Raw genomic sequence first — 23,880 nt, 5'->3', positions numbered from 1 at the left:
TTATACCTGAATCGCAAAAAGAAAGAGTGGAAAGCGCTTCACTCTCCACTCTTAACTCTATTAAAATTACTTGCTCTCCAGCAGACGAGTCGTCTCGGAAGAATCGATCAGATTGGTCATGCTGCGCAGGCTGATGCCCAGCGTAGACAGGTTGTGCATCATCGCAGATGTTGCGGGAGCCAGCACGCCGGCAACGCCCAGACCGATCAGCGAACCGTTAAAGCCGATTACGAAGCGGTAATTGGAGTTGATACGGCTCATCAGACCCCGTGCGATACGGCGCAGCGCAACCAGCTCAAACAGATTCTCGGCTGCGATGGTGATGTCCGCAATCTCACGGGCGATGGCAGCGCCGTCGCTGATGGCTACGCCAACGTTAGCCGCCGACAGCGCCGGAGAATCGTTGATACCGTCGCCGAGCATGATGACCGTATGGCCTGCCGCGCGTTCCTGCTCGACAAAGTTTGCCTTGTCCTCCGGCAGAACCTCAGCGCGGTAGTCGTCCACGCCGACCTCAGCCGCGATAGCCGCTGCCGTGCGCTCACTGTCGCCGGTCAGCATGACTGTACGCTTGATGCCGAGGGCGCGCAGCGCCTTCATCACATCGTGGGCCTCCGGACGAAGCGGGTCTGCGATGCAGATAACGGCCGCCAGCTCACCGCCGATGGCCAGATACAGGTGCGAGAACTCGGGCGGGAGTGCATCATACTTCTCCTGCTCACCGGCCGGAACCGTACACTTTTCATCCTCGAAGATAAAGTGTGCACTGCCGATAACGACCTTCTTGTTTTCAACCATGCTGGAAATGCCGTGCGCTACGATATACTCAACCTGCGAGTGCATTTCCTCGTGCGCCAGATTGCGCTCACGCGCAGCGCGGACAACGGCGTTCGCCATAGAGTGTGGGAAATGCTCCTCCAGGCAGGCTGCAACGCGCAGCATGTCGTCTTCGGAACGACCACCGAACGGAATAACCTTGGCAACCACCGGGCAGGCGTGCGTCAGCGTGCCGGTCTTGTCGAATACAATGGTATCCGCCTGCGCGACAGCCTCGAGGAACTTGCCGCCCTTGACCGTGATATGATACATGCTTGCCTCACGCATGGCGGACAGAACCGCCAGCGGCATAGCCAGCTTGAGCGCGCAGGAGAAGTCAACCATCAGCACGGACAGTGCACGGGTGACATTGCGGGTCAGTGCGTAGCTGAGCGCACTGCCGACCAGCGTGTACGGCACCAGCTTGTCCGCCAGATTGGCGGCATGGCTCTCAGCAGCACTCTTCAGCTGCTCGGACTGCTCGATCATGGAAACGATCTTGTCGTAGCGGCTCTCGCCGGAGGACTGTGTGACCTCGATCACGCAGTCGCCTTCCTCGATGACCGTGCCGGCGTAAACCTGCGTACCCGGACGCTTTGCAACCGGCATGGATTCTCCGGTAAGCGATGCCTGATTAACCATGACTTCGCCTTCAATAACCTCACCGTCCAGCGGGATGACGCTGCCCATGCGAACCAGAATGTGATCACCGACAGCGATGTTTGACAGCGGTACAAGTACCTCTGCGTCATCGGTTTTGAGCCATACGCGTTTTACGTTGAGCGACATACAGCGCGCCAGATCGTCAACCGACTTTTTGTGCGTCCACTCCTCGAGCAGTTCACCGATATCGAGCAGGAACATAACCGAGCCTGCCGTGGAGAAGTCCCGGCGTACCATCGAAACACCGATGGACAGCGCGTCAAGCAGCTCAACCTTCAGCTCTCTGTGAATCAGGCGCTTGAGACCGCGGCCGAGGAACGGCAGCGACAGCCAGATCGTGCGTGCAATCTGCAGCGGCGTTGGCAGGAACAGCGTGCAGGCAAACTTCGTAATAACCTTGCCGACCAGCTTTTCCTGATACTCACGGTTGAGCGCGCGGCCGCTGTGGGTCGGCGTCAGCGCCGTAACAGACGGTGCAGTATAGTTAAACTGAGCGATCGCGCGGATGATATTCTCGCGGTCACCGATGTAGCGGATGACAGCACAGCAGGTGCGCTCGTGCACGGCTGCGTTGAGTACACCCGGCTGATTCTGCAGATACGCCTCCAGCAGATCAGCCTGCTCCAGCGTCATGCGGTACTGCTTCATGCGCACACGAAGCCGTCCGCGGCTTTCGTGTTCAATGAATGCTTTCATAGTAAAATTACCTCCAGCTTACTTCCGGTAGATAGGAAAAGAGGGGCTCTGCCCCTCTTTGATATTCGTCCCATGAAAACCGGGAACATGTGCCTCGATTTTCATTCCCTAAGAGGGAGAAAGCTTCCGAACGGGAACTTTCGGGCGACTTTGGAACGGCTCACAGTCCGTTCTTCCTGTCCGCCAAACCACGGTTTGGCAACAGGTTCTTATGCCTCAACCGGAGCAGCAGTCGGGTCCTCATCGGTCAGCTCAACCTCAATGTCTGCATCCTCAACAGCAGCAGCCTCTGCCTCAGCAGCGCGCTTCTCGTTGATCTCCTCTGCGGAAGCGAGGATGTCGCCGACGTTCTCCTTAACGCAGTCAACGGTATTCATAACAGTATCCTTCATGCGAAGAACCGCTGCGGTAGCATGGGTATATACGTTCTTAGCATCCTTGCTGCTCAGCAGCTTGATACCTGCGGAACCGAACAGAGTGCCACCAACAAATACGGCGATGTCCTTGTAAATCTTCTTCATAATATGTTCCTCCTATCAATCTCACTTGCGCTTACAGCCGGTAATCATCGTCATTACCATGCAGAACAACGCGGCCCATGCCCAAAAACGATGCTGCTTCATACAGTACACCTCCAAACATGGTGTGTTTTTTTGTTTGCGATTATCATATCACAATTTTCCCTGCTTGTCGCACAGCTTTAGACATGAAACGCACGGAATCGGACATTTTCGCAGTTTGTTGCCGCTAATTTTTAGTTTTATCGTCAAAATAGTTGCATTTTGCTAACTTTTTCGAGCTTGTCGGCGGTACTGCGAGGGCGTCAGCTGATAGCGGCGCTTGAACGCCACACCGAACTGACTGGCGCTGTTATAGCCGACCGCCGCTGCAATATCCACGATGGAGAGCGGACTCCGATGCAGCAGTTCGGCAGCATGCTGCACCCGCTTTTCAAGCAGATACTGGTGGATCGGACGACCATAGGTCTGCCGAAATATATCCTTCAGGGCGGTTGGCGAAATGCGGAACCGTGCAGACAGCTGGTCGATCGTAAGCGGGTCGGACAGGTGCGATACCATATACTCTTGTACCTGCCTCACTGTATCGGTCAGATAGTGATCGCGGGAGACGGATTCCGGCGGTATCGTCAGCAGCGGACTGTCTGTACTGATGAGGTACAGCAGCTCAATGGCCTTGATTGCACTGTAGGCGGCTCTGTCCTGCTCCGGAACGGACTGCAGTGCCGCAGCCAGACTATCAATCCACACCGCGCTGCGCAGCACTACGCAGCCCATATGCGGAGTGACTCGTGCTTTGATTCGTGCTGCGTTGACCGTCAGACGGCACGGTGCCGCTGCGCTCTGCTCGATGAGCACCAGCTCACCGCTGAACAATCCGTCCGCGACCGAAAGGCTCTGCACACTTGCGCCGAGCAGCAGCAGTACCTCGTGCTCATGCAGAAACACTTGCCGCCCATTGGTCATGGTCAGCCGCAGACCGCCCTGCCGGCAGAATAGCACCTCGCACGGCACCTCGGATGGCTCCGCAGGCATGGCCGGCGGCACGCTCAGCGCGCAGTCAAAATCGCACACGCGCACGCCATCCATCGGCTGGGTCCAGCGTACGCAGCCGGACAGCGATGCGCCGGTATTCGGTTTGAGCAGAGTTTCCAGCACTGCGATTTCCTCCGTTGGTATATATCGGTTTATTAGGTTAGATTTTGCTAACCTATGTTGAAAAGCAAAGCCGCTGCAAAGCGGCCTTACTCTGCTCATTTATGCAGAAAGGAAAACAGTCCCTTTTTCTCATATCGCTCCTTGGAAAAGGACGTAACGGTGTAGCCGGTAGCGTTTACCGCATCGCGGACAGCCTGCTCATCGAGATCCTGCTCAGTGAGGATAACCGTCTGCCCCTTGCCGTGAGAGGAAGTGACCTTCTTCACAGGAAATGCCTTGCGAACCGCATCGTTGACATGGCTTTCGCACATGCCGCACATCATGCCGTCAACGCCGAGAGTAATTTTCAACATGGGTGTAATGCTCCTTTTGTACCCGAGCTGGTTAGCTTTTACTAACTAACAATATATCACGAAATATCGCAGATTGCAAGGGGGAATCCTTAGTTTTGCGTAGGAGTTTGCTCATGCAGGATTCGCCGCACCCGCGGCAGGGGCAAGAGGGTAGACACCTGCGGTTTCTACCCTCTTAACTCCCGTTTCCCTTTATTTCTTAGTCTGGCGCAGACCAGAGACCGGCGACCGCTTCGATAATGGGGAACGGCAGAGGATTTTTTCTTCCGTATCTTTCTCAACCTGTTCGCAGGGTCAGATAGTATTCTGCTACACAGACCGGAAAGTCTGCGCAGGCGCGACATAACAGTGTCGCGCAACTCTTTGGCGCGTTGTACCGCACGGCACCTGCGGATTAGGCATTTGGTACAATTTATCCTCGTAGGTGCTGTCTATCATAACGCGCTAACGAGTTGCGCGGCACGGTTATGCCGCGCCTGCGTAGAGTAGCCCGTCTGTGTAGCAGAACGGTATCCAGCACTGCGTATAGGTTTCGGCATGGGAGCACACTGTGCTCCCCTACAGAAGAAAAAATCCTCTGCCGTTCCCCATATTTCGGAGCGGTCACATATCGGTAATCTGCGCCAGGCTATCCACGGGAAAGGGGTGATTCTCAAGAGGGTGGAAACCGCAGGTGTCTACCCTCTTGTGCGCCCGCGCGGCGTCAGCGCAGATTCCCTCGCTTCGCAAGTGCCCACTCCCGATGAGCATATCATCAAGATTGACAAATACCCGCAAAAAGGGTATACTAATCTTACCTGCGGGTATGGCGGAATTGGCAGACGCGCCAGATTTAGGTTCTGGTGTCCTCGACGTGCAGGTTCAAGTCCTGTTACCCGCACCAACAAAAAACGCTGTGGAATCTCTCCACAGCGTTTTTCTTTTGCTTATTTTTACTTGGACAGCTTGCTCTGTGCCTTCTGCTCAAAGCGCTCCTTCGCTACGATAGCGCGCTGATGCGTGCCCTCACCGATCAGGCCTGCCTCATCATATGCGGCAACCTTGAAGGTGAGCATCTTGCCGTTCGGCGCGATCTCGGTCAGCTCGGTCTCGATGCGGACTTCCATGCCCTCCGGCGTAGCGGCAACGTGGCTTACGTTTACCAGCGTGCCGACCGTGGTCTTACCCTCTTCCAGCTCACTGGCTACGCTGCCTGCTGCAGTGTTCTCGATAGCTGCGATCATCATCGGGGTGGCAAACACGGATACCAGACCGCTGCCTACATTGCATGCCAGCTGATCCTTGGTTACGGTGAACTTCTTCTCGCCCTTAATACCAACCTGCATTGGAATCTCTCCTTTTTTCTATAGTAAGATAAATTACTTTCTGCGGATCTCAGTCATGCCGCCCATATACGGCTGCAGCGGCTTCGGAATTGCAACCGAGCCGTCCTCACGCAGATTGTTCTCGAGGAATGCGATCAGCATACGCGGAGGTGCAACAACGGTGTTGTTCAGCGTGTGTGCGAAGTACAGCTCCTTCGGATTCTCCTTGCCGCGGACACGGATGCCCAGACGGCGAGCCTGTGCGTCGCCGAGATTCGAGCAGGAGCCTACCTCGAAGTACTTCTTCTGGCGCGGAGACCATGCCTCTACGTCGCAGGACTTAACCTTCAGGTCAGCCAGGTCGCCGGAGCAGCACTCGAGCGTACGAACCGGAATGTCCATCGAACGGAAGAAGTCAACCGTGTTCTGCCACAGTTTGTCATACCACATCTTGCTTTCTTCCGGCTTGCAGACAACAACCATTTCCTGCTTCTCGAACTGGTGAATACGGTATACGCCGCGCTCCTCGATGCCGTGTGCGCCGACTTCCTTACGGAAGCACGGAGAGTAGCTGGTCAGGGTCTGCGGAAGGGTTTCCTCATCGTTGATGGTGTCGATGAACTTGCCGATCATGGAGTGCTCGGAGGTACCGATCAAGTACAGGTCCTCGCCCTCGATCTTGTACATCATATTCTCCATTTCCTTAAAGGACATAACGCCCTTAACGACATCACCGTGGATCATGAACGGCGGAATGTAGTAGGTGAAGCCGCGGTCGATCATGAAGTCGCGTGCGTAGGACAGGATGGAGGAATGCAGACGGGCAATATCACCCTTCAGGTAGTAGAAGCCGTTGCCGGAGGTGCGGCGTGCAGCATCGAGGTCGATGCCGTCGAAGGACTCCATAATATCAACGTGATACGGAACCTCGAAATCCGGAACGACCGGATCGCCAAACTTCTCAATCTCAACATTCTCGGAGTCGTCTTTGCCGATCGGAACGGACGGGTCAATGATGTTCGGGATAACCATCATACGGTTCTTGACTTCCTCAGCGAAGGTCTTTTCATCCTCCTCGAGCTTGGTCATCTCATCGGCCATTGCCTTAACCTCGGCCTTGATCTTCTCGGCCTCTTCCTTCTGGCCCTTTGCCATCAGACCGCCGATCTCCTTGGACTTCTTGTTGCGCTGTGCACGCAGCTCGTCACAGCGGGTCTTGGCTGCACGGTACTTCGCGTCAAACTCGATGACCTCGTCAACCATCGGGATCTTCTCGTCCTGGAACTTCTTCTTGATGTTTTCCTTTACTGCATCCGGATTGGTGCGGACAAATTTGATATCCAGCATTGTTTCTATATCTCCTTTTACATTATATACATATTATTCTGCCGTGTCGTTCGGCTCTGCATCCTGCGCTTGCTCAGCCTGCTCCAGTGTCGCTTTGGCCGACTGGAACAGTTTGCTGATGTTCTCATCAAAGTCATCCTCGCTGCTGCCCATCAAACGCTCTTCGCTGTATTTCGTCAGCATTTCGTCGTAGGTCTTGCGGGCATCCGCGGTCTGCTTAGCCGCCAGAGAAACGCCGATCTGCGCAAGGTACTGATACACCTCACGCTCCTCCATACGCCGCTCGGTCGCGCCGACTACATCGGTTGCCGCCTGCTCACTGTCGAGCGTCTTGCGCACCTTATCTAGTGCAGTATTCTGCATGTCGTACTGCTTCTGCAAATCTTCCACTTTCTGGGTTGCGCCCTGTGCCACGGTCTGCTGCTGTGTCAGCTGCGAGCTCAGGTTTTTGACCTGCTTGTCCGCACGCGACTGCGCCACATAGCTGATCAGAATCAGCGCAATTGCTACAGAAAACAGTCCGACGATATAAAAGGTCAGCGTGGTGCGGCTGAGCTTTTTCTCCGGTTTGTTCTGTTCCGGCTGCTTATTCTGCTCGTCCATTGCTTGCCTCCTTTATACACGCAGGTTTCGGAGTGCTTCACTGAGCCGCTCCAAATCCTCTGCGCCGTAGTATTCCAACGTCAGCTGGCCGCTGTGCTTGCCCTGCTGAATGCTGATCTTTCGTCCGAGGACGCCCTCCAGCTCCTTCTCCAGCTCGGCAATGTAGTCCACGGAAACCTCAGGCGGCTGCTCAGGCTTTTCGACCGGTTTTTTGTTCATGCGCTTGGCCAGCGCCTCCGACTGACGGACCGACAGGCCGACCATCTGTCTGGCTGCCTCTACGCGCTTATCCTCCTCGTTTACCGCAAGGACTGCCCGCGCGTGACCGCCGGAGATTTCGCCTTCGCTGACCATCGTACGCACCTCGGTCGGCAAAGCCAGCAGACGCAGTGCATTTGCTACCGCCGAACGTGACTTGACCACGCGCTTGGAAACCTGCTCCTGCGTCAGTCCAAACTGCTTCATCAGACGCTCATAACCTTCGGCTTCTTCGATTGGGTTCAGGTCCTGCCGCTGCAGATTTTCGATCAGCGCCAACTCCATGACCTCGTCTTCCTCGGCCTCAAGCACCATCGCAGGAATATCTTCCAGGCCTGCCTGACGTGCTGCACGCCAACGGCGCTCACCTGCAATGATCTGGTAGTAGCCATCCTTCTCGCCCTTGCGTACCGTGATTGGTGTGATGACGCCGTGCAGGCGAATGCTCTCTGCCAGCTCGTCCAGAGATACCTGATCAAAGGCCTTCCTCGGCTGATCGGGATTCGGCTCGATTTTTGCCAAAGGCAGTTTTTTTGTGCCGTTATCCAGACTTTCTTCCATCAAATCGCTGGTATCACTGCCGAAAAGGTTGGACAAGCCGCCGCCCAGACCCATTTTTGCGCCTGCCATCAGCTTCTCCCCTTTCGGTCATTTTTCTTCAGAATCTCGTCCGCAAGAGCCAGATAAGCCTCTGCGCCGCGGCACATTCTGTCGTAAGCTGTTATGGGCTTGCCGTGGCTGGGTGCTTCACTCAGGCGTACGTTACGCGGCACAACAGCCGAGAATACCTCGCCTGGGAAGTGCTTTTTCACTTCCTCAACCACCTGGATCGACAGATTGGTGCGTCCGTCAAACATAGTCAGCAGCACGCCTTCCATCACCAGCTTGCGGTTGAGCGCCTTCTTTACCATGCGCACGGTCGTCATCAGCTGACTCAGACCTTCGAGCGCGTAATACTCGCACTGCAGCGGCACCAGAAAGCTGTCGGCTGCACACAGGCAGTTGAGAGTCAGCAGACCGAGTGACGGCGGACAGTCGATAAATACATAGTCGTAATCGTCCTTCACCTGATCGAGTACGTTTTTCAGACGATACTCTCGGTCGGACATTCCAATCAAATCCAACTCAGCGCCCGCCAGATTAACATTCGCGCCCAGCAGATCAACCCACTTAGTCGATACGATGGCGCTCTTGACATCCGGTTGGTCGGCTACGATCAGGTCGTAAATCGAGGTTTCCAGTGAGCGCGGATCCACGCCAAAACCGGAGGTTGCATTGCCCTGTGGATCGAAATCACACAGCAGAACGCGCTTTTCGCGCTCCGACAACGCTGCCGCGAGGTTGATAGCGGTTGTAGTTTTTCCCACGCCGCCCTTTTGATTGGCAAACGCGATAATCTTCCCCATAGTCATTTCCTCTCGTCCATGGTTTTTTTCTACGGATTTCATTATATCACATTGCACTTTTAATTGCAAAGCAATCGCAGTATTTTTACAGCTGTTTCACGTGAAACATCAAGTATTTTGCCGTTTTACAGGATACAACTGGTAAATTAACCGGCTTTTGTTTCACGTGAAACAAAAGAGAGCCGTTCGGCTCTCTTACCTTATTATATATACTTCTACACGCTTTCCGACTTTCTCCAACTTTACCCAGAAGTGCTGTCCGTAACAGCACGTAAAAAGATCGCGCGACACTGTCATGTCGCGCCTGCGTAGAGTAGCTGACATGTGTAGCAGTACATTATCTGTGAACTGCGAATAGTCTACGAAAGTCATACAAGAGTAATCCAACTGCCGTTCCCCTTTTTCGCAGCAGTTGCCGCTCTCCGATTTTCGCCGTGCTTCCTAAAGGGAAAGGGGTGCTTCACAAGAGGGTGGAAACCGTAGGTGTCTACCCTCTTGTGCCCCTGCCGGGCAGGCAAGTCAGGTTCGCTTCACAAGCGACCATTAAATGTTTCACGTGAAACAAAATCCGCCCTCCTGTGGAACAAAAGTGTTTCACGTGAAACATCAGCTCTTTGCGTGCGGAATATTGATTGTCAGCGTAATTCCATCCTCGTTTTCCTGCCGGTCTACGGTTGCACCGATTCCGGCGTCTACCATTACGCCGACCGCCCGATTGAGCGTATTCAGGAAAAACCGCACATCCTTAATAAGCCGCACAACATTATCCTTATGCGGCGGCTCCGCTAACTCCGGATGCTTTTTCTGCTCCAGCAGGTTCTCGATATACTCCTCCGATCGGCTGACGTTTAATTCGTTCTCGATAATATAGTGCGTTGCGTTCATCCGTTCCTCATCATCATGCAGACGCAGCAGACAGCGCGCGTGCCGCTCTGTAAGGTTCGCACTGCGAATCAATTCCATATTTTGCGGAGAAAGCCGCAGCAGACGCAGCTTATTCGCCACCGCAGACTGTGTTTTCCCTACTTTACGCGCAGCTTCCTCCTGCGTCAGTCCGTACTGATCGATCAGACGCTTGAAACCGTAGGCTTCCTCGAAAAAATCCAGATCACGCCTTTGCAGGTTCTCCACGAGCGCAATCGCCGAGGAATCCTCGTTATCTGCCGCAATCAGCAGACACGGTACGTCGTTGAGCCCCGCAACACGCGCAGCGCGCAGTCTCCTCTCCCCTGCCACCAGCTCGTAACCGCCTCCGGGCGCACGCCGTACGGTCAGCGGATTGAGTACGCCGTACTGCCGAATGCTCTCTGCCAGCTGCGCAATTGCCTCCGGATCAAAATATTTCCTCGGCTGATTGGGATTGCGCGCAATCTCACTCACACGAATACGCCGCAGCGTGCGATCCTCTTTGCCGGAAACCAGCGTTAATACAGACATCATGGTTAACCACTCTCCAATTCGTCTTATTCGTTCATTTTATTCGCGCTTATCTCTGCCGCACCACCAGCAGAAATGTCGCCCTTGGTAATAGATTACCATATAATTACATATTGACAAGTAAAATCGACCGCGCAATCTGCAAAATTCAACGAAAATATGACAAATTATATCTGATATCTATAATTTTTCCCTATTTTCGGGCAAAAAATACCCTCTGTAATTTTCCGTACAGAGGGGTACTTTCCGTATATTTCTCGCCTGATTTACAGCGGCGAAGTCTGTATTTTCTTGAAGCGGCGCGGATACTTTTCCGGTGTGTCCTGTGTTTTCTGCAGGCGCACGATGGCGCGGGAAACCTCATCGAACGGCACAGTGTAGTGCAGCACTTCAGCGTCCGGCGCACCGAGAATCATGCGGGCGTTTGCCGCTGTTTCAACTTCCTCTGTGCAGTCTTCGGCCTTCATGGCGAGGAACGCACCGCCGACCTTGATCATCGGCAGCGCCAGTTCACTCAGCACGCGCAGATCGGCTACCGCACGCGACACCGCAAGATCAAACGTGTCGCGGTTGTCCCTGGCGTAATCCTCCGCACGGGCATGCACCGCCGTGACGTTGGTCAGACCCAGATCGGCGATGACTTCATTTAGAAAATCAATGCGCTTGCGCAGCGCGTCGAGCAGCACAAACTCGGTCTGCGGGCACAGAATCGCCAGCGGCATGCCCGGAAAACCGGCTCCCGTTCCCACATCGAGCACGCATCCATCCTGCGGCATATACGGTGCAAGTGCCGCGCAATCGAGGAAATGCCGGGTCACGATTTCGGTCGGATCGGTAATGGCGGTCAGATTCATAACCTTGTTTTTCTCGCGCAGAATCTCGGAATAACGCAGTAAGTTGTCCGCTGCAGACGGACACTCTGCGACGCCCAGCTCGCGCAGACCGGCGGTCAAAAGCTCGCGTTCGGTCATGCCTTTTCCTCCTTTTTATGGGTCTCGATGTAGATCATCAGCGCCGTGATATCGGCCGGTGAAACGCCCGAAATACGGGCCGCCTGACCGAAATTCAACGGCTTGACGGCGTTCAGTTTCTGGCGTGCCTCCAGTCGCAGCGAGTCCACCTCGTTGTAGTCCAGATCGAGCGGCAGCGGGCGGCTCTGCAGCTTACGGTACTGCTCCACATCACGCATCTGTCGCTCGATATAGCCCGCGTATTTGACGCGAATTTCCACTTGCTCACGGATAACAGCGGGCAGCTCCGGACGCTCAGGATCGAACATTGCAAGGTCCGCATAGCTGAGTTCCGGGCGGCGCAGCAGGTCGATCAGCTTGCAGCCCGCCTTGAGCGGTGTGGAGTTTTTACCCGCAAGAAAGCCGTTCAATTTATCGCTCGGCGCCACGCCGACCGAGGCTGTGCGATCGATCTCTGCCTGCACTGCTTCGTACTTTTTACGCACCTTTTCGCCGCGTTCCGGCGGATTCAAGCCAACTCGAACACCGATCGGCACCAGACGTTCATCTGCGTTATCCTGCCGCAGAAGCAGGCGGTATTCCGAGCGTGAGGTCATCATGCGGTAGGGTTCGCTCGTGCCGCGCGTCACCAGATCGTCGATCAGCGTACCGATGTAGCCGTCCGCACGGTCGAGTACAAGCGGCTCCTCACCCTTGATTTTGAGCGCGGCGTTGATGCCCGCAACCAATCCCTGCGCGGCCGCCTCCTCATAGCCGGACGAACCGCAGAACTGGCCTGCGCCGTACAGTCCGGGCACCTTTTTCGTCTCGAGCGTCGGCCGCAGCTCCAGCGGGTCGATGCAGTCATACTCGATGGCGTACGCCGGCCGCATAATCTCCGCGTTCTCCAATCCCTTGACCGAGCGCAGCATCTCCCGCTGCACGTCGAACGGCATGGACGACGAGAAGCCCTGCACATAGACCTCCTCGGTGTCCAGACCCATCGGCTCAAGGAACAGCTGGTGGCGCGGCTTATCCGCAAAGCGCACCACTTTGTCCTCGATAGACGGACAATAGCGCGGTCCTACACCCTCAATCTGACCGCCGTACAGCGGCGAACGGCTCAGATTTGCGCGGATGATTTCATGTGTTTTCGCGGTCGTGTAGGTCAGATAACACACCGCGCGGTTGTCCGGCGGGTGGTCGGTATCGAACGAAAACGGGATGATCTCATCCTCGCCGGCCTGCTCCGCCAGATCGGTATAGTCGATAGAACGGCGATTGATGCGCGGCGGCGTACCTGTCTTAAACCGCTGCAGCCGCAGTCCCAGACCGCGCAGCGACTCGGTGAGCGGCTTGGCTGCCGCCATGCCGTCCGGACCTGATTCGCGGGTGTACTCGCCGATGATAACGCGTCCGCCGAGAAATGTGCCGGACGCAATGACAGCCGCCTTGACCGGATGTCGTGCGCCGATGGCGGTAACAACCGCGGAAACGGCACCGTTCTCCACCTCAACGGACACGATCTCGTCCTGCATGAGAAACAGGTTTTCCTGCCGCTCAAGCGTGTGCTTCATATACTCTCTGTATTTAATGCGGTCGGCCTGTGCACGCAGCGAGTGCACTGCCGGTCCCTTGCCGCGGTTGAGCATGCGGTACTGGATGCAGGCCGCGTCAGCCGCACGCGCCATCTCACCGCCGAGCGCATCTATCTCGCGTACAAGGTGTCCCTTAGCTGTGCCGCCGATCGCCGGATTGCACGGCATATTGCCTACGGCGTCCAAATTGATCGAAAAACACGCTGTTTTTGCACCCAAACGTGCTGCAGCCAGTGCCGCCTCAATACCGGCATGACCGGCGCCGATCACCGCTACATCAAAACTCTCCGCCGGAAAAACCGTCATTGGCGCTCTCTCCCCTTTCAAAAAATTCCTGTGATTTCGGTTGTGTGAAACCTGTGCGTAACTGTTGATAACTCTGTGGATACTGTTGATAACTTGTGAGTTTTTGACCATATTTTTATACGCACAGTTTTATTTCCGTTTTATTATTACAATAAGTAGTTAAATATAGGGCAATTTTCCGGGTTGTCCACTATATCTCGTATACCGCCGGATAGAAGTTGTGCACAAGTGGTTTTTACCTCATTTTTACCTGCGGACATACAGTATATATCATACACGATTTCAGCATAAAATAAAAGAGGACGTTTGCACAGATTGCAAACGTCCTCTCTGAATTTTAAGTGCAATTTCTCTTAATAACAGCTGCAGCAGCATCACTTTCCGACGCAGAAGTCGCTGAAAATGCGGGTGACAACGGCATCGGTCACGGTTTCGCCGGTGATCTCGCCCAGTGCGGTAATCGCGCCCTCGGCGTCCATCACGACCGCGTCCGGCGTCATACCGGACTGCGCCGCATACAGCGCTGCTTCACAGCGTTCGGCAGCACGCGCCAGCGCCGCCGCCTGTCTTGCGTTAGTGATGAGCGCACCGTCAAACGCGCCGTCGCCCAGACCCACAGTTCGCGGGATAAGATTGAGCAGCTTATCCAGTCCGTCACCGGTTTTCGCAGAAAGCGGCACGATGTGCAGGAAGTGCTTTTTCAGCAGCTTTTCATCCAGCTGCTGCGGCAGATCGACCTTGTTCACAACCGCGATCGCGCGGTGGCCTGCCGAGCGTGCCAGCACGAGCATGTCCTCGTCACTGATGGGCTTGGAGCCGTCGAACACAGCCAGGATGAGTGAGGAAGCCGAAGCCTCCGCCATCGCCCGGTCAATGCCCGCCTGCTCCACCGGATCGTCCGTGTTGCGCAGACCGGCGGTGTCGGTCACGCGAAGCAGAATCTGTCCGACCTTGACATTCTCCTCGATGAGATCGCGGGTCGTGCCCGGAATATCAGTCACGATCGCCCGCTCGCGGCCGAGCAGCGTGTTCAGCAGCGTGGACTTGCCGGCGTTCGGCCTTCCGAGGATAACGCACGGTACGCCTTCTCTAAGAATACGGCCGCGCTCATAGCTTTCTGCCATGCTGTACAGACGGCTTGTCGTGCGGTGCAGCAGCGCCGCGGCATCCTCGAACAGCACCGGATCAATGTCCTCGTCCGGGAAATCCACGACCGCGTGGAAATGCGCCACCATGCCGAGCAGCTCATCGCGCATCTGCTGCACGGGAGAGCCGACCGCGCCCATGACCTGTGCCGCCGCATTCTGCGCCGCCTCTGCGGTGCGCGCGGTGATCAGATCATGCACGGCTTCAGCCTCAGAAAGGCCCATTTTGCCGTTTAAGAAGGCGCGGCGAGTAAACTCACCTGCCTCTGCCTGCCGCACGCCCTGCGCGAACAGAGCGTCCAGACCGGCACACAGCACGGCTGTCGAGCCGTGGCACTGCAGCTCCGCCATCGTTTCACCCGTATAGGTGTGCGGTGCGTGCAGCGCGACAGCGTAGCAGCAGTCGATCACATTGCCGGACTTGTCCGTCAGCGTGCCGTAAACCAGCTTCTGCGAGGGTGCTTCCGTAAGCGGCTTGCCGTTCTTCGCCTGAAAAACGGCATTTATCGCTTCGATTGCGCGTTCACCCGACACGCGGATCAAACCGATCGGTCCGCCGGAGGAGGAAATTGCGGCAATCGTATCGTTCATAACGAATACCCCGATTTAACCGCGGTCGCGGTTGCGATAGCTGTTATCCGGCGCAATAACAACGCGGCGACCCGGCTCGGTGCCGGTCGAATAGGTGGTCACACCGTTGAAGTCCTGCAGCGCGGCATGGATGATGCGGCGCTCATACGGGTTCATCGGCTCAAGCGTCATGGAGCGATGCGCCTTAACGACCTTCATCGCCATCTTGCGGGCCAGACGCTCCAGGCTTTCCGCGCGCTTCTCGCGGTAGTTTTCGGTATCGACAGACAGGCGAACGTGCTCATCCAGTGCGTTATTCAGCACCAGAGAGCCGAGGTACTGGATGGCATCCAGCGTGTCGCCGCGGCGGCCGATGATCGGGCCCATATCCGGACCGGAAATCTCCAGACGGAGCTGGTCGCACTCTACCTGAGGCAGGGTCTTAACCTGACCCTCAACGCCCATCTTTGCCAGCAGACCGGTTACAAAATCGGTAGCCAGCTTTTCCGCCTGCTGCATGCCTGCTTCGGAAACCGGGATCAGCTCACGCTCCTTGGGAACGGACGGCGTGATCGGACGGTCCTCACGCGGGCGGCGCGGACGGCGGTCACGGCCACTGCGGTCGCCGCGGTCACGGCGCGGACGGTCGCTGCGCTCACGGCGCGGCGGACGCTCAAACTCCAGCTTTTCCGGTACAAAGTCTGCCGGAGCAGCCTTTACCAGACGAGGCGTGTTATCATCCGTGGTGATGGACAGCTTCTGCGGCTTCTCAGCGGGTTTCTCTTGCTTCGGAGCCGGCTTTTCCGCCTTGACAGCAGGCTTCTCCTGCTTCGGCTCAGCCTTGGGAGCGGGCTTGCGCTCCTCACGCTTTACCTCCGGCTTTGCCGCCGGAATGTCCGGTGCTTCGTAGGTTACGCGCACGCGTGCCGGCGTTGCGCCGATACCCAGAAAGCCCTTTTTGCCAATCTCGAGTACCTCTACCGATACGTCGTCACGCTCCAGACCGAGCTGCTTGAGCGCATTCTCGACTGCTGCGTCACGGTTTTCACCGGTAGCCTCAAAAAACTTCTGCATGATTTACTTGTCCCCCTTTTTGTTCTTTGCGTTCTGGGACTGCTGCTTCTGTGCAGCCTTGTGTGCTTCACGCTTGGCCTGCTTCTCTGCCTCGATGCGGGCAGCCTCAGCAGCCTGCTTGGCCTCCTGCTTGCCGCGGAGCGTCTTGGTGAGGATGATCTCCTGGACGCAGGTGAATACGTTGTTGAAGATCCAGTAGATGCCGATCGCACCCGGAAGGATGAACGCGAAGTACAGCGACATCAGCGGCATCATAAAGTTGAGCATCTTCATCTGACCTGCTGCCGCAGAGTTCTGCGTGCCCTGCATCTTCTGCATGATGTAAGAGGACAGGAATGCGGTCAGACCAGACAGGATCGGGATGATCCAGATAATGCTTGGATGAGAGATAGACGGTGTATCAGCCAGATTCAGACCAAAGAAGTGGAAATCCAGCGGGAAAATGGTCTCGCCGCTCTGCAGGCAGTTGGTAACAGCATCCGAGAAATGGCCGCTTCCGTCCACGAAAGCGTTCAGCTTCTCGGCGATCAGGATCTGAACGGTGTAGTTTGCGCCCGCAAGCTGATCCAGACCGATCATCTGCGCCAATGCGATAACTGTCTCGCGGCTCAGGCCGACGATGTACTGCAGCGGCTGCTGAACCGCGTAGTACAGACCCATCATGATCGGCAGCGGGATGAGGTTGGGCAGACAGCCGCTCATCGGGCTGACGCCGTGCTTCTCATACAGCTTCTGCATCTCCTCGTTGAGCTTGACACGGTTGTTCGCGTACTTCTTCTGCAGCTGCTGGAGCTCGGCGTTCATCGCGCTCATGGCGAGCATACTCTTCTTGCTCTTGATGGTCAGCGGGATGCAGACCAGCTTGACCAGCAGCGCGAACAGGATAACGGCGATACCGTAGTTCTGTACAATGCTGTACAGCCACTGCAGGAGCAGGCCGAACGGTCGAACGATCAAAATACCGAACAGCTTCGGATCTTTGATCAGGTTAGAAAGTTGATCCAGGGTCATAAAAACCTCCATGTTAAATTGTAAAACGACACAGTGAAAAGGATTTTGCAAAGCAAAATCCTCACTTTACCGCCGTAAGGCGGTATTTCATCGGAAATTCTCCGAATTTCCATAAATTCCGGGGATATGTGCCTCGGAATTTATACAAGAAAGAAAATCTGTGTGCCGCAGAGCGACGCGCAGATTTTCGCCCGGGACATATCCGCGTTTGACGTGGTATGTTCTCCTCGTCCGAAAGCGTGGTTTCGAACGAATTAAGGAACCGGGTCATAGGGTCCTCTCTTAGAGAGAGGATTGCAGCGGCAGATGCGCTTAAACGCCAGCCAGCCGCCCTTGAGTGCACCGTATTTCTCGATGGCCTCGATCGCATACTGCGAGCAGGTCGGGATATACCGGCAGCAGGGCGGTTTGTTTGGAGAAATATACCGGCGATAAAACCGGATCATCGCCAGCAGCAGCCGCTTCATGTCCGAGCTGCCGCAACCTTGTTGTCCTTCAAGGCACGCAGCAGCGATTTTTCGATTTCCTGATAGCTTGCGCCTACGGCCCGTACCCGTGCGACCAGCACAAGGTCGATGCCGTCGGCAAATTTGTCCTCGTTGAGACGGTACGCCTCACGGAACAAACGCTTGATGCGGTTTCTTTTCACCGCACACGCCAGCTTGGCGCTGACAGTGAGCCCCAGCCGGTTGTAGCCGAGCTTGTTCCTGCGGCAGTAGATCACAACGTGTTTTCCTGCCGTGGACACGCCACGATGATACAATCGGCGGAATTCGTGGTTTTCCTTTAAGGATACTGTTTTTTTCATCTTCTGATGCTCCCGTTTTTTCCTGATGCCCTCGAAAAAAACGTATTTTTTCTTTGCATCTGATGGTTTGCAAAGCTGATTTTACTGTTTCGTTCGTTTCGGTCAGTAAAATCCGAACCGGAATACCGTATTTTCGCTGCATGGACTGCACCCTAAACAGAATGACACCGCTCCAGACAGCGATTGCTTGAGTGGTGTTGCCCGTAAACGAAAAAACGAGCCGCACGAATGCGGCTCGTTACGAACTCTTTTGCGCCGCTGGCGCGAATTTTCAGGAAGTCTGAATACTCCCTTTACAGGCTGTCATTAAGCAGACAGCTTAGCGCGACCCTTAGCGCGACGGCGTGCAAGTACCTTGCGGCCGTTGGACGTGGACATACGCTTACGGAAGCCGTGCTCCTTGGAGCGCTGACGCTTCTTCGGCTGGAACGTTCTCTTCATAACTTTGTGCACCTCCCTGTTCTAAAATTTACAGATGGGCACCGGCATAGGTCCGGCGCAAGACGCGGGCATATGCCGCTGCCTGTCTGCATAATAGGATACGATATTTATTATCCTATATAGGTTCGATTTTGTCAAGCATTTTTTCCGACCCTCGGAACGAATTTCAGCAGTTTGCACAGGTTATCAACATGTTGTGGATAAATAGAAACATATGCTCAACGGCTTGCGGAATCACGGTTTTCGGCAATCTGCGGATTTTCGGATTTTCGCGGAAAATCCGTCTATTTTCGATGAATTTTTGCAGAAATTCCGCAGTTTTCATAAAAAACGCCGTGCATTTTTCCCAACCGGCTTTAATTTTCGATTATTTTGACGTAAAAAACGCCGATTTTTTTAAATTTCGCGAAGTAAATAAACCGGTTCGGCTGTTCAAAATCATGCTGCCACGCGGCATGCCGCCGAACAGTTATCCACATCGACGCATTGAACTTGTGGATAAAATATGCTATTATAAAATAGAATCATTATCGACAGGAGGCGCCCTATGGCAAACAATATATTGGAGATGGCGCTCGAGCAGCTGGACTTCCCTCCTTCCACCATTTCCGCTTGGTTTGACGACGTAACGGTCGTTTCCTTTGGGGATAATCGGCTGGTGCTGCACTCTCCGGTGCCCTTTAAGAAAGAATTTATCGAGTCCAAATTTATCGCTCCTTTACAGGATGTGCTGCACAACCTGACCGGCGACCCGATCACGGTCGTTGTGGTGACCGGCGAATACACCGCGCCGAGCACGAGCACTTCTCCGTATGACGACTACACATTTGAGCGTTTTATCGTTGGTTCGAGCAACAAATTCGCGCATGCGGCTGCACTTGCGGTTTCGCAGCGCCCGGCGGCAGAGAACAACCCGCTTTTTATCTACGGCAACTCGGGTCTGGGTAAAACGCATCTGATGTACGCGATCGCAAACGTGCTGCGCCGCACCCATCCAGAATACCGCATTATATATGTAAAGGGTGAGGATTTCACCAACGAGCTGATCACCGCCATCCAGGAAGGCAACGTACAGGCATTCCGCAACAAGTACCGCATGGTTGACCTGCTGCTGCTGGATGACGTGCAGTTCATCGCCGGCAAGGAGCGCACGCAGGAGGAATTTTTCCATACCTTTAACGCGCTTTATGAGGCAAAAAAGCAGATCGTGCTCACTTCTGACCGTCCGCCGAAGGAAATCAACACACTCGAGGACCGCATGAAGACCCGTTTTGAATGGGGTCTGCTGGCTGATATTCAGCCGCCTGATTTTGAGACCAGAATCGCTATTATCCGTGATAAAGCGGTCAAAATGGGCGTTGAACTGCCCGATGACGTATCCAACTACATTGCAGAGAATATTCAGGCAAATATCCGCCAGCTCGAAGGCGCAGTCAAAAAGATCAAGGCCATGCACGAGCTGATGGGCGAACGCATCACGGTTTCGCTCGCGGAAAACGCGATTGACGCGCTGCGCACCGAGAATCCGGGTCTCAATCCGACACCGGAGCGCATTATGGAAGCGGTAGCGAACTACTTCTATATCCCGGTCGAGCAGATGATCTCGCAGAACCGCTCCAAGGATGTGGCCTACCCGCGGCAGATGGCAATGTACATGATCCGGCAGGAGCTTGAATACTCCTTCCCCGATATTGCAAAGATATTCAAGCGCGACCATACCACCGTCATGCACGCCTGCAACAAGATCGAGGAGGAGCGCAAGAACTCCCGTGAGACCGAGGACGTCATCAAAAAGCTGCATAATAATATCCGCGGCGACGGCTGATCTTTACCGTGCATTCGTGCAAAACGGCTTTTCCACAGCCTAAAAATGCACAGCCTAATTATCCCCAATCAACCTGTGGATTCCACATGGATAACTCTGTGGATAAACAGTGGGGTTATTTTCACTGTGTATCGTTTATTTTTCATCCACAACCTCCTGTGTACGACATTTCCCGCGCCATACCTGAGGATTTTCGGGTTTTCCCCAATTTCCCCAGGTACTACTACGAATACTATATCCTATCTTTCTATTCTGTGTGATCTTTCTCGCCGCCGGCAATACCTGCTGAAAGCTGTTCGCGTGTCGAGGACACAGTCATTAAGAGGTGTGTGCCATCGCACAGTATTCGCCGATGCATATTTATAAATATGCAAACATTGCATAAATCGACTCTTTGTTTTATTTCCATTTTTGAGAGGAGCAACTATGAAGTTTTCCTGTGAAAAAGAAACCCTGCTGAATTTGCTCAACATCGCCTCCCGCGCAGTAACCGGCAAAAGCTCGATGCCGCTGCTCGAAGGTCTGCTGCTGGCAGCCGATGCAGACACTCTGACCATCACCGGCTACGATCTGTCCATGGGCATCCGCACGACCGCGCAGGTCGATGTGGTAGAGCCCGGCAGAATCGTACTGAATTCCCGTCTGTTCTGTGACATCGTTCGCAAGCTGCCGCAGGACGTGGTCTACCTTGAGACCGACGACAAGCTGATGACCACCATCAAGTGCGGCCGGTCGGTGTTCAACCTGATGGCCAGCGAGGCTGACGAATATCCGGCTCTGGCTGATGTGGCCAGCGACAAGGGACTCTCTCTGCCGCAGCCCATCCTCAAGAGCATGATCGCGCAGACCATTTTCTCGGTTTCGGATAACGAATCCAAGCCCATCCACACCGGCTGCTTGTTTGAAATCGAAGGCAGCCGCCTGAACGTCGTGGCCGTTGACGGCTACCGCCTGTCTGTACGCCGTGAGACCGTCGAGGGCGTTCCCGGTGATATGAAGTTTGTTGTGCCGGGCACGTCCCTGCGCGAGATCGAACGAATTCTGGACGATGATGACGATATTGTCGAGATTTTCCCGGATTCCAAGAACATTTTGTTCCGCATCGGCGGCACGACCCTCATCACCCGTCTGATCGACGGCGAGTTTCTCAACTACCGTGCGGCCATTCCGAAGGAGTTCGAGCACGAGGTTTCGGCGGATCGCCAGGAGCTGATCCAGTGCATCGAGCGTGTCTCCCTGATCGTGTCGGAAAAGCTGAAAAACCCGATCCGCTTCCACTTTGACGGCTCGTATGTGCAGATGTCGTGCGTGACCGCGATCGGCAAGAGTTATGACGAATGCCCGTTTGACGGCTCGATCGAGAACCTTGAGATCGGCTTCAACAACCGTTACATTCTGGAGGCGCTGCGCGCGGCCGGCGATGAGCAGGTGAAGCTGCAGCTCAAGGGAGCGCTCAACCCGATGATCATTTCGCCGATGGAAGGCGATAAATACACCTATCTTGTACTGCCTGTGAGACTGAAAGCCAATGACTGAAATTAAAATTGAAACCGAATTCATCAAACTTGATGCACTGCTCAAATTTGCAAACCTGGTAAGCTCCGGCGGCGAAGCGAAGATCCGCATTGCCGAGGGCGAAGTGCTGGTAAACGGCGAAATCTGCACCATGCGCGGCAAAAAACTGCGTTCCGGTGACACGGTAGAGCTGGACGGCGCGAAGGTCTGCATCAAATAAAATAAACACTATGTATGATAACGAACGCGATTTTGCGTGTCCGTTATCATACAAATCGCCTAATATGGAGAAGCCCATGTACATCAAGTCGTTAAAACTGCAGAATTTCCGCAACTACGCGGACGAATCGTTTGCGTTCGATCCGGCGGTCAACCTGATCTGCGGCGAAAACGGACAGGGCAAAACCAACCTGCTCGAAGCGGCAGCGGCCTGCTCGACCATGCGGCTGTTTCGCACGGCTCAGAAAAAAGAGGGGCTGCGGTTCGGAGAGAATCATGCTTTCATCTTTGCGGATTTTGTCGCGCAGGAGCGCGATATTTCGCTTGAACTGCGGTTTTCCCGCACCAAAGCGATGGAAATCTATAAAAACGGTGTGCGACAGAAACGCCAGTCAGACACACAGGGACTGCTCAAAACCGTACTGTTCTGCCCGGAGGACCTGATGCTTGTCCGCGCCGGAGCGGCGGCTCGGCGTCGGTTTCTCGATACTGCGCTGTGCCAGATGCGGCCAAACTATGCGCGCTATCTCGAGGAGTACAACCGTCTGCACGAGCATAAAACGCGCATTCTGCGCGACAGTGAAGAAAAGCCTTCCCTGCTCTCCATGTGGGAGGATTTCTCGCTTCGCATGGCGCATATCGGCGCGCAGATTATCCGCTACCGCGCGTACTACTGCCGTAAGCTGCTCAAGGCTGCGGCCGCCGTCTATGCGGATATTGCGCCGCACGAGGTGCTCTCCGGTGTGTATAAGACCGTGTCGAGTGTCAGCGACCCGTTTGCAGACGCACGGACAATCGAAAAGCAACTCATCGACCATGCGTTCAGCCATAAGACCGCTGAGATTGCAGCAAAAAGCTGTCTCTCCGGTCCGCATAAGGACGATTTGGAGCTGTTGCTGGATGGCCGCAGTGCCGCTTCCTTCGGCTCTCAGGGACAGGTGCGGACCTGCACATTATCGCTTAAACTCGCCGAGCGTGAGCTGTTCTTCGACGAGGACGGCGAGTATCCGGTGCTGCTGCTCGACGATGTGCTCAGCGAGCTTGACCGCCGTCGTCAGGACTTTGTGCTCAACCGCATATCGGCGGGTCAGGTCATGATCACCTGCTGCGAGGACGGTATCTCGGAAAAGCTGCGTGCAGGCGCGGTTTTCCATATCCAAAACGGCAAAAAATCCGCAGAAACACACTAAAATCACATATTTTTACAAACTATTGCACGGCGGGAACAGATACCACCTCGAAATTCCCTGCCGTGCCCTTGTTTTCTTTCAAAAAAACAGAGAAATATTTGTTTTTCCTTAGGTTTAGGGTACACAATTAGTGAAAAAAGTGGTATAATTAAATCCAGTTAGTAATTAGAAATTGGGGTGTCGCGCACCGCGCGATTGTTGAAACGGATAGAAAATCCACAGGACTTTAATTACGCATTACTAATTTCTAATTATTCCGGAGGAATAGAATGTATTTACATTTAGGTCAGGACTACATCGTGCCCTTGCAGAGCGTAGTTGCGGTGTTCGATATGGACACGGCGACCGCATCCAAGCGCACGCGCCTGCTGCTTGAACGCCTGCAGGACGAGGGACGGATCATCGAGCTGTACGACGATCTGCCGCGCGCGGCTGTGCTGTGCGAAAACGCCCTCGGTGAGACCCTGTACCTGACGCAGCTTTCTCCGCAGGCTATTCAAAGACGTGCGGAAAAGGGCTACGCCGTTTGATAATTGAAAATTGAGAATGGGTAATGGAGAATGAAGGTTCGGCGCGGTGCGCTGTGATTTAATAAAAGCATAACCGCGCAAGGATAGCGGCATTTTCCATTTTCAATTCTCAATTATTTTGTTCCCGCAATTTCTGGAA

23 protein-coding genes and 1 tRNA gene are annotated in these 23,880 nt (G+C 54.6%); 6 read left to right on the top strand and 18 right to left on the bottom strand.

Annotated features, from left to right (window positions below; translation table 11 throughout):
• Positions 1-66: 66 nt before the first annotated feature.
• The 4 genes from IEY11_RS06120 to IEY11_RS06105 form a co-directional block, all read right to left on the bottom strand.
• Positions 67-2,175 carry a heavy metal translocating P-type ATPase gene (locus tag IEY11_RS06120; RefSeq protein WP_188886082.1) on the bottom strand — a complete coding sequence of 703 codons (2,109 nt, stop codon included), beginning with the start codon at positions 2,173-2,175 and terminating at the stop codon, positions 67-69.
• A 209-nt stretch (positions 2,176-2,384) separates the two neighbouring features.
• On the bottom strand, positions 2,385-2,696 hold the full coding sequence (locus IEY11_RS06115) for a DUF6110 family protein (protein ID WP_116705070.1): 312 nt from the start codon (positions 2,694-2,696) through the stop codon (positions 2,385-2,387).
• Between the two features lie 264 nt (positions 2,697-2,960).
• Positions 2,961-3,851, bottom strand: a complete 891-nt coding sequence (locus IEY11_RS06110; RefSeq protein WP_158578289.1) for a helix-turn-helix domain-containing protein — start codon at positions 3,849-3,851, stop codon at positions 2,961-2,963.
• Between the two features lie 95 nt (positions 3,852-3,946).
• Positions 3,947-4,204 carry a heavy-metal-associated domain-containing protein gene (locus IEY11_RS06105; RefSeq protein WP_116705072.1) on the bottom strand — a complete coding sequence of 86 codons (258 nt, stop codon included), beginning with the start codon at positions 4,202-4,204 and terminating at the stop codon, positions 3,947-3,949.
• Between the two features lie 799 nt (positions 4,205-5,003).
• Here IEY11_RS06105 and IEY11_RS06100 point away from each other — a divergent pair.
• Positions 5,004-5,087 (top strand) — tRNA-Leu (locus tag IEY11_RS06100).
• 49 nt (positions 5,088-5,136) lie between these two features.
• On the opposite strand, the gene IEY11_RS06095 is transcribed toward IEY11_RS06100, so the two are convergent.
• The 14 genes from IEY11_RS06095 to rpmH form a co-directional block, all read right to left on the bottom strand.
• Positions 5,137-5,529 carry a thioesterase family protein gene (locus tag IEY11_RS06095; protein WP_118729253.1) on the bottom strand — a complete coding sequence of 131 codons (393 nt, stop codon included), beginning with the start codon at positions 5,527-5,529 and terminating at the stop codon, positions 5,137-5,139.
• A 33-nt stretch (positions 5,530-5,562) separates the two neighbouring features.
• Positions 5,563-6,855: a serine--tRNA ligase gene (gene serS, locus IEY11_RS06090; protein WP_116705073.1), complete on the bottom strand. Its 1,293-nt coding sequence runs from the start codon at positions 6,853-6,855 to the stop codon at positions 5,563-5,565.
• A gap of 33 nt (positions 6,856-6,888) precedes the next feature.
• Positions 6,889-7,458: a hypothetical protein gene (locus tag IEY11_RS06085; protein ID WP_188886081.1), complete on the bottom strand. Its 570-nt coding sequence runs from the start codon at positions 7,456-7,458 to the stop codon at positions 6,889-6,891.
• A gap of 12 nt (positions 7,459-7,470) precedes the next feature.
• A complete protein-coding gene (locus tag IEY11_RS06080; RefSeq protein ID WP_188886080.1) occupies positions 7,471-8,346 on the bottom strand; it encodes a ParB/RepB/Spo0J family partition protein in 876 nt (291 codons plus the stop codon).
• Complete coding sequence (locus tag IEY11_RS06075) at positions 8,346-9,122, bottom strand: ParA family protein (RefSeq protein WP_110435749.1); 777 nt, start codon at positions 9,120-9,122, stop codon at positions 8,346-8,348. The genes IEY11_RS06080 and IEY11_RS06075 overlap by 1 nt, the downstream gene beginning before the upstream one ends.
• Positions 9,123-9,728: 606 nt before the next feature.
• Positions 9,729-10,562 carry a ParB/RepB/Spo0J family partition protein gene (locus tag IEY11_RS06070; RefSeq protein WP_243022086.1) on the bottom strand — a complete coding sequence of 278 codons (834 nt, stop codon included), beginning with the start codon at positions 10,560-10,562 and terminating at the stop codon, positions 9,729-9,731.
• 263 nt (positions 10,563-10,825) lie between these two features.
• A complete protein-coding gene (gene rsmG / locus IEY11_RS06065; protein WP_188886079.1) occupies positions 10,826-11,530 on the bottom strand; it encodes a 16S rRNA (guanine(527)-N(7))-methyltransferase RsmG in 705 nt (234 codons plus the stop codon).
• Positions 11,527-13,413, bottom strand: coding sequence for a tRNA uridine-5-carboxymethylaminomethyl(34) synthesis enzyme MnmG (gene mnmG, locus IEY11_RS06060; protein ID WP_188886078.1), 1,887 nt, complete (start codon positions 13,411-13,413; stop codon positions 11,527-11,529). The genes rsmG and mnmG overlap by 4 nt, the downstream gene beginning before the upstream one ends.
• 374 nt (positions 13,414-13,787) lie before the next feature.
• On the bottom strand, positions 13,788-15,149 hold the full coding sequence (mnmE, locus tag IEY11_RS06055) for a tRNA uridine-5-carboxymethylaminomethyl(34) synthesis GTPase MnmE (RefSeq protein ID WP_110435752.1): 1,362 nt from the start codon (positions 15,147-15,149) through the stop codon (positions 13,788-13,790).
• Between the two features lie 15 nt (positions 15,150-15,164).
• Positions 15,165-16,202, bottom strand: coding sequence for an RNA-binding cell elongation regulator Jag/EloR (jag, locus tag IEY11_RS06050; RefSeq protein ID WP_188886077.1), 1,038 nt, complete (start codon positions 16,200-16,202; stop codon positions 15,165-15,167).
• Positions 16,203-16,205: 3 nt separating this feature from the next.
• Complete coding sequence (locus IEY11_RS06045; RefSeq protein ID WP_158578290.1) at positions 16,206-17,213, bottom strand: YidC/Oxa1 family membrane protein insertase; 1,008 nt, start codon at positions 17,211-17,213, stop codon at positions 16,206-16,208.
• 254 nt (positions 17,214-17,467) lie between these two features.
• A complete protein-coding gene (yidD, locus tag IEY11_RS06040; protein ID WP_188886076.1) occupies positions 17,468-17,680 on the bottom strand; it encodes a membrane protein insertion efficiency factor YidD in 213 nt (70 codons plus the stop codon).
• On the bottom strand, positions 17,677-18,021 hold the full coding sequence (rnpA, locus tag IEY11_RS06035) for a ribonuclease P protein component (protein ID WP_110435756.1): 345 nt from the start codon (positions 18,019-18,021) through the stop codon (positions 17,677-17,679). Before rnpA ends, yidD begins: the two co-directional genes overlap by 4 nt.
• 306 nt (positions 18,022-18,327) lie before the next feature.
• Positions 18,328-18,462 (bottom strand): 50S ribosomal protein L34, encoded by a 135-nt coding sequence (rpmH, locus tag IEY11_RS06030; protein ID WP_110435757.1) that lies wholly within the window; start codon positions 18,460-18,462, stop codon positions 18,328-18,330.
• Positions 18,463-19,009: 547 nt separating this feature from the next.
• On the opposite strand from rpmH, the gene dnaA reads away from it, so the two are divergent.
• The 5 genes from dnaA (at position 19,010) to remB (ending at position 23,741) form a co-directional block, all read left to right on the top strand.
• Positions 19,010-20,287 (top strand): chromosomal replication initiator protein DnaA, encoded by a 1,278-nt coding sequence (gene dnaA, locus IEY11_RS06025; protein WP_243022633.1) that lies wholly within the window; start codon positions 19,010-19,012, stop codon positions 20,285-20,287.
• 426 nt (positions 20,288-20,713) lie between these two features.
• Entirely contained in the window at positions 20,714-21,823 is a 1,110-nt protein-coding gene (gene dnaN / locus IEY11_RS06020) for a DNA polymerase III subunit beta (protein ID WP_188886075.1), read from the top strand.
• Positions 21,816-22,022 carry a S4 domain-containing protein YaaA gene (gene yaaA / locus IEY11_RS06015; RefSeq protein ID WP_110435759.1) on the top strand — a complete coding sequence of 69 codons (207 nt, stop codon included), beginning with the start codon at positions 21,816-21,818 and terminating at the stop codon, positions 22,020-22,022. The genes dnaN and yaaA overlap by 8 nt, the downstream gene beginning before the upstream one ends.
• Positions 22,023-22,098: 76 nt before the next feature.
• Positions 22,099-23,211 carry a DNA replication/repair protein RecF gene (recF, locus tag IEY11_RS06010; protein ID WP_118729260.1) on the top strand — a complete coding sequence of 371 codons (1,113 nt, stop codon included), beginning with the start codon at positions 22,099-22,101 and terminating at the stop codon, positions 23,209-23,211.
• 269 nt (positions 23,212-23,480) lie between these two features.
• Positions 23,481-23,741 (top strand): extracellular matrix regulator RemB, encoded by a 261-nt coding sequence (gene remB, locus IEY11_RS06005; protein WP_110435761.1) that lies wholly within the window; start codon positions 23,481-23,483, stop codon positions 23,739-23,741.
• The last annotated feature ends 139 nt before the right edge of the window (positions 23,742-23,880 follow it).

Origin of the sequence: Butyricicoccus faecihominis, assembly GCF_014648015.1 — a bacterium.
GTDB lineage: Bacteria > Bacillota > Clostridia > Oscillospirales > Butyricicoccaceae > Agathobaculum > Agathobaculum butyriciproducens.
This window is presented reverse-complemented; position numbering and strand designations above follow the sequence as displayed.

Excerpts from the sequence above, each read along its gene's own strand:
- mnmG (WP_188886078.1), bottom strand. The coding sequence starts at position 13,413 with ATGACGGTTTTTCCGGCGGAGAGTTTTGATGTAGCGGTGATCGGCGCC.
- recF (WP_118729260.1), top strand. The coding sequence starts at position 22,099 with ATGTACATCAAGTCGTTAAAACTGCAGAATTTCCGCAACTACGCGGAC.
- mnmE (WP_110435752.1), bottom strand. The coding sequence starts at position 15,149 with ATGAACGATACGATTGCCGCAATTTCCTCCTCCGGCGGACCGATCGGT.
- IEY11_RS06095 (WP_118729253.1), bottom strand. The coding sequence starts at position 5,529 with ATGCAGGTTGGTATTAAGGGCGAGAAGAAGTTCACCGTAACCAAGGAT.
- IEY11_RS06075 (WP_110435749.1), bottom strand. The coding sequence starts at position 9,122 with ATGGGGAAGATTATCGCGTTTGCCAATCAAAAGGGCGGCGTGGGAAAA.
- dnaA (WP_243022633.1), top strand. The coding sequence starts at position 19,010 with ATGGCAAACAATATATTGGAGATGGCGCTCGAGCAGCTGGACTTCCCT.
- IEY11_RS06070 (WP_243022086.1), bottom strand. The coding sequence starts at position 10,562 with ATGATGTCTGTATTAACGCTGGTTTCCGGCAAAGAGGATCGCACGCTG.
- rsmG (WP_188886079.1), bottom strand. The coding sequence starts at position 11,530 with ATGACCGAACGCGAGCTTTTGACCGCCGGTCTGCGCGAGCTGGGCGTC.
- rpmH (WP_110435757.1), bottom strand. The coding sequence starts at position 18,462 with ATGAAGAGAACGTTCCAGCCGAAGAAGCGTCAGCGCTCCAAGGAGCAC.
- IEY11_RS06105 (WP_116705072.1), bottom strand. The coding sequence starts at position 4,204 with ATGTTGAAAATTACTCTCGGCGTTGACGGCATGATGTGCGGCATGTGC.
- IEY11_RS06045 (WP_158578290.1), bottom strand. The coding sequence starts at position 17,213 with ATGACCCTGGATCAACTTTCTAACCTGATCAAAGATCCGAAGCTGTTC.
- dnaN (WP_188886075.1), top strand. The coding sequence starts at position 20,714 with ATGAAGTTTTCCTGTGAAAAAGAAACCCTGCTGAATTTGCTCAACATC.
- yaaA (WP_110435759.1), top strand. The coding sequence starts at position 21,816 with ATGACTGAAATTAAAATTGAAACCGAATTCATCAAACTTGATGCACTG.
- remB (WP_110435761.1), top strand. The coding sequence starts at position 23,481 with ATGTATTTACATTTAGGTCAGGACTACATCGTGCCCTTGCAGAGCGTA.
- IEY11_RS06085 (WP_188886081.1), bottom strand. The coding sequence starts at position 7,458 with ATGGACGAGCAGAATAAGCAGCCGGAACAGAACAAACCGGAGAAAAAG.
- IEY11_RS06080 (WP_188886080.1), bottom strand. The coding sequence starts at position 8,346 with ATGGCAGGCGCAAAAATGGGTCTGGGCGGCGGCTTGTCCAACCTTTTC.
- yidD (WP_188886076.1), bottom strand. The coding sequence starts at position 17,680 with ATGAAGCGGCTGCTGCTGGCGATGATCCGGTTTTATCGCCGGTATATT.
- IEY11_RS06120 (WP_188886082.1), bottom strand. The coding sequence starts at position 2,175 with ATGAAAGCATTCATTGAACACGAAAGCCGCGGACGGCTTCGTGTGCGC.
- IEY11_RS06115 (WP_116705070.1), bottom strand. The coding sequence starts at position 2,696 with ATGAAGAAGATTTACAAGGACATCGCCGTATTTGTTGGTGGCACTCTG.
- rnpA (WP_110435756.1), bottom strand. The coding sequence starts at position 18,021 with ATGAAAAAAACAGTATCCTTAAAGGAAAACCACGAATTCCGCCGATTG.
- jag (WP_188886077.1), bottom strand. The coding sequence starts at position 16,202 with ATGCAGAAGTTTTTTGAGGCTACCGGTGAAAACCGTGACGCAGCAGTC.
- serS (WP_116705073.1), bottom strand. The coding sequence starts at position 6,855 with ATGCTGGATATCAAATTTGTCCGCACCAATCCGGATGCAGTAAAGGAA.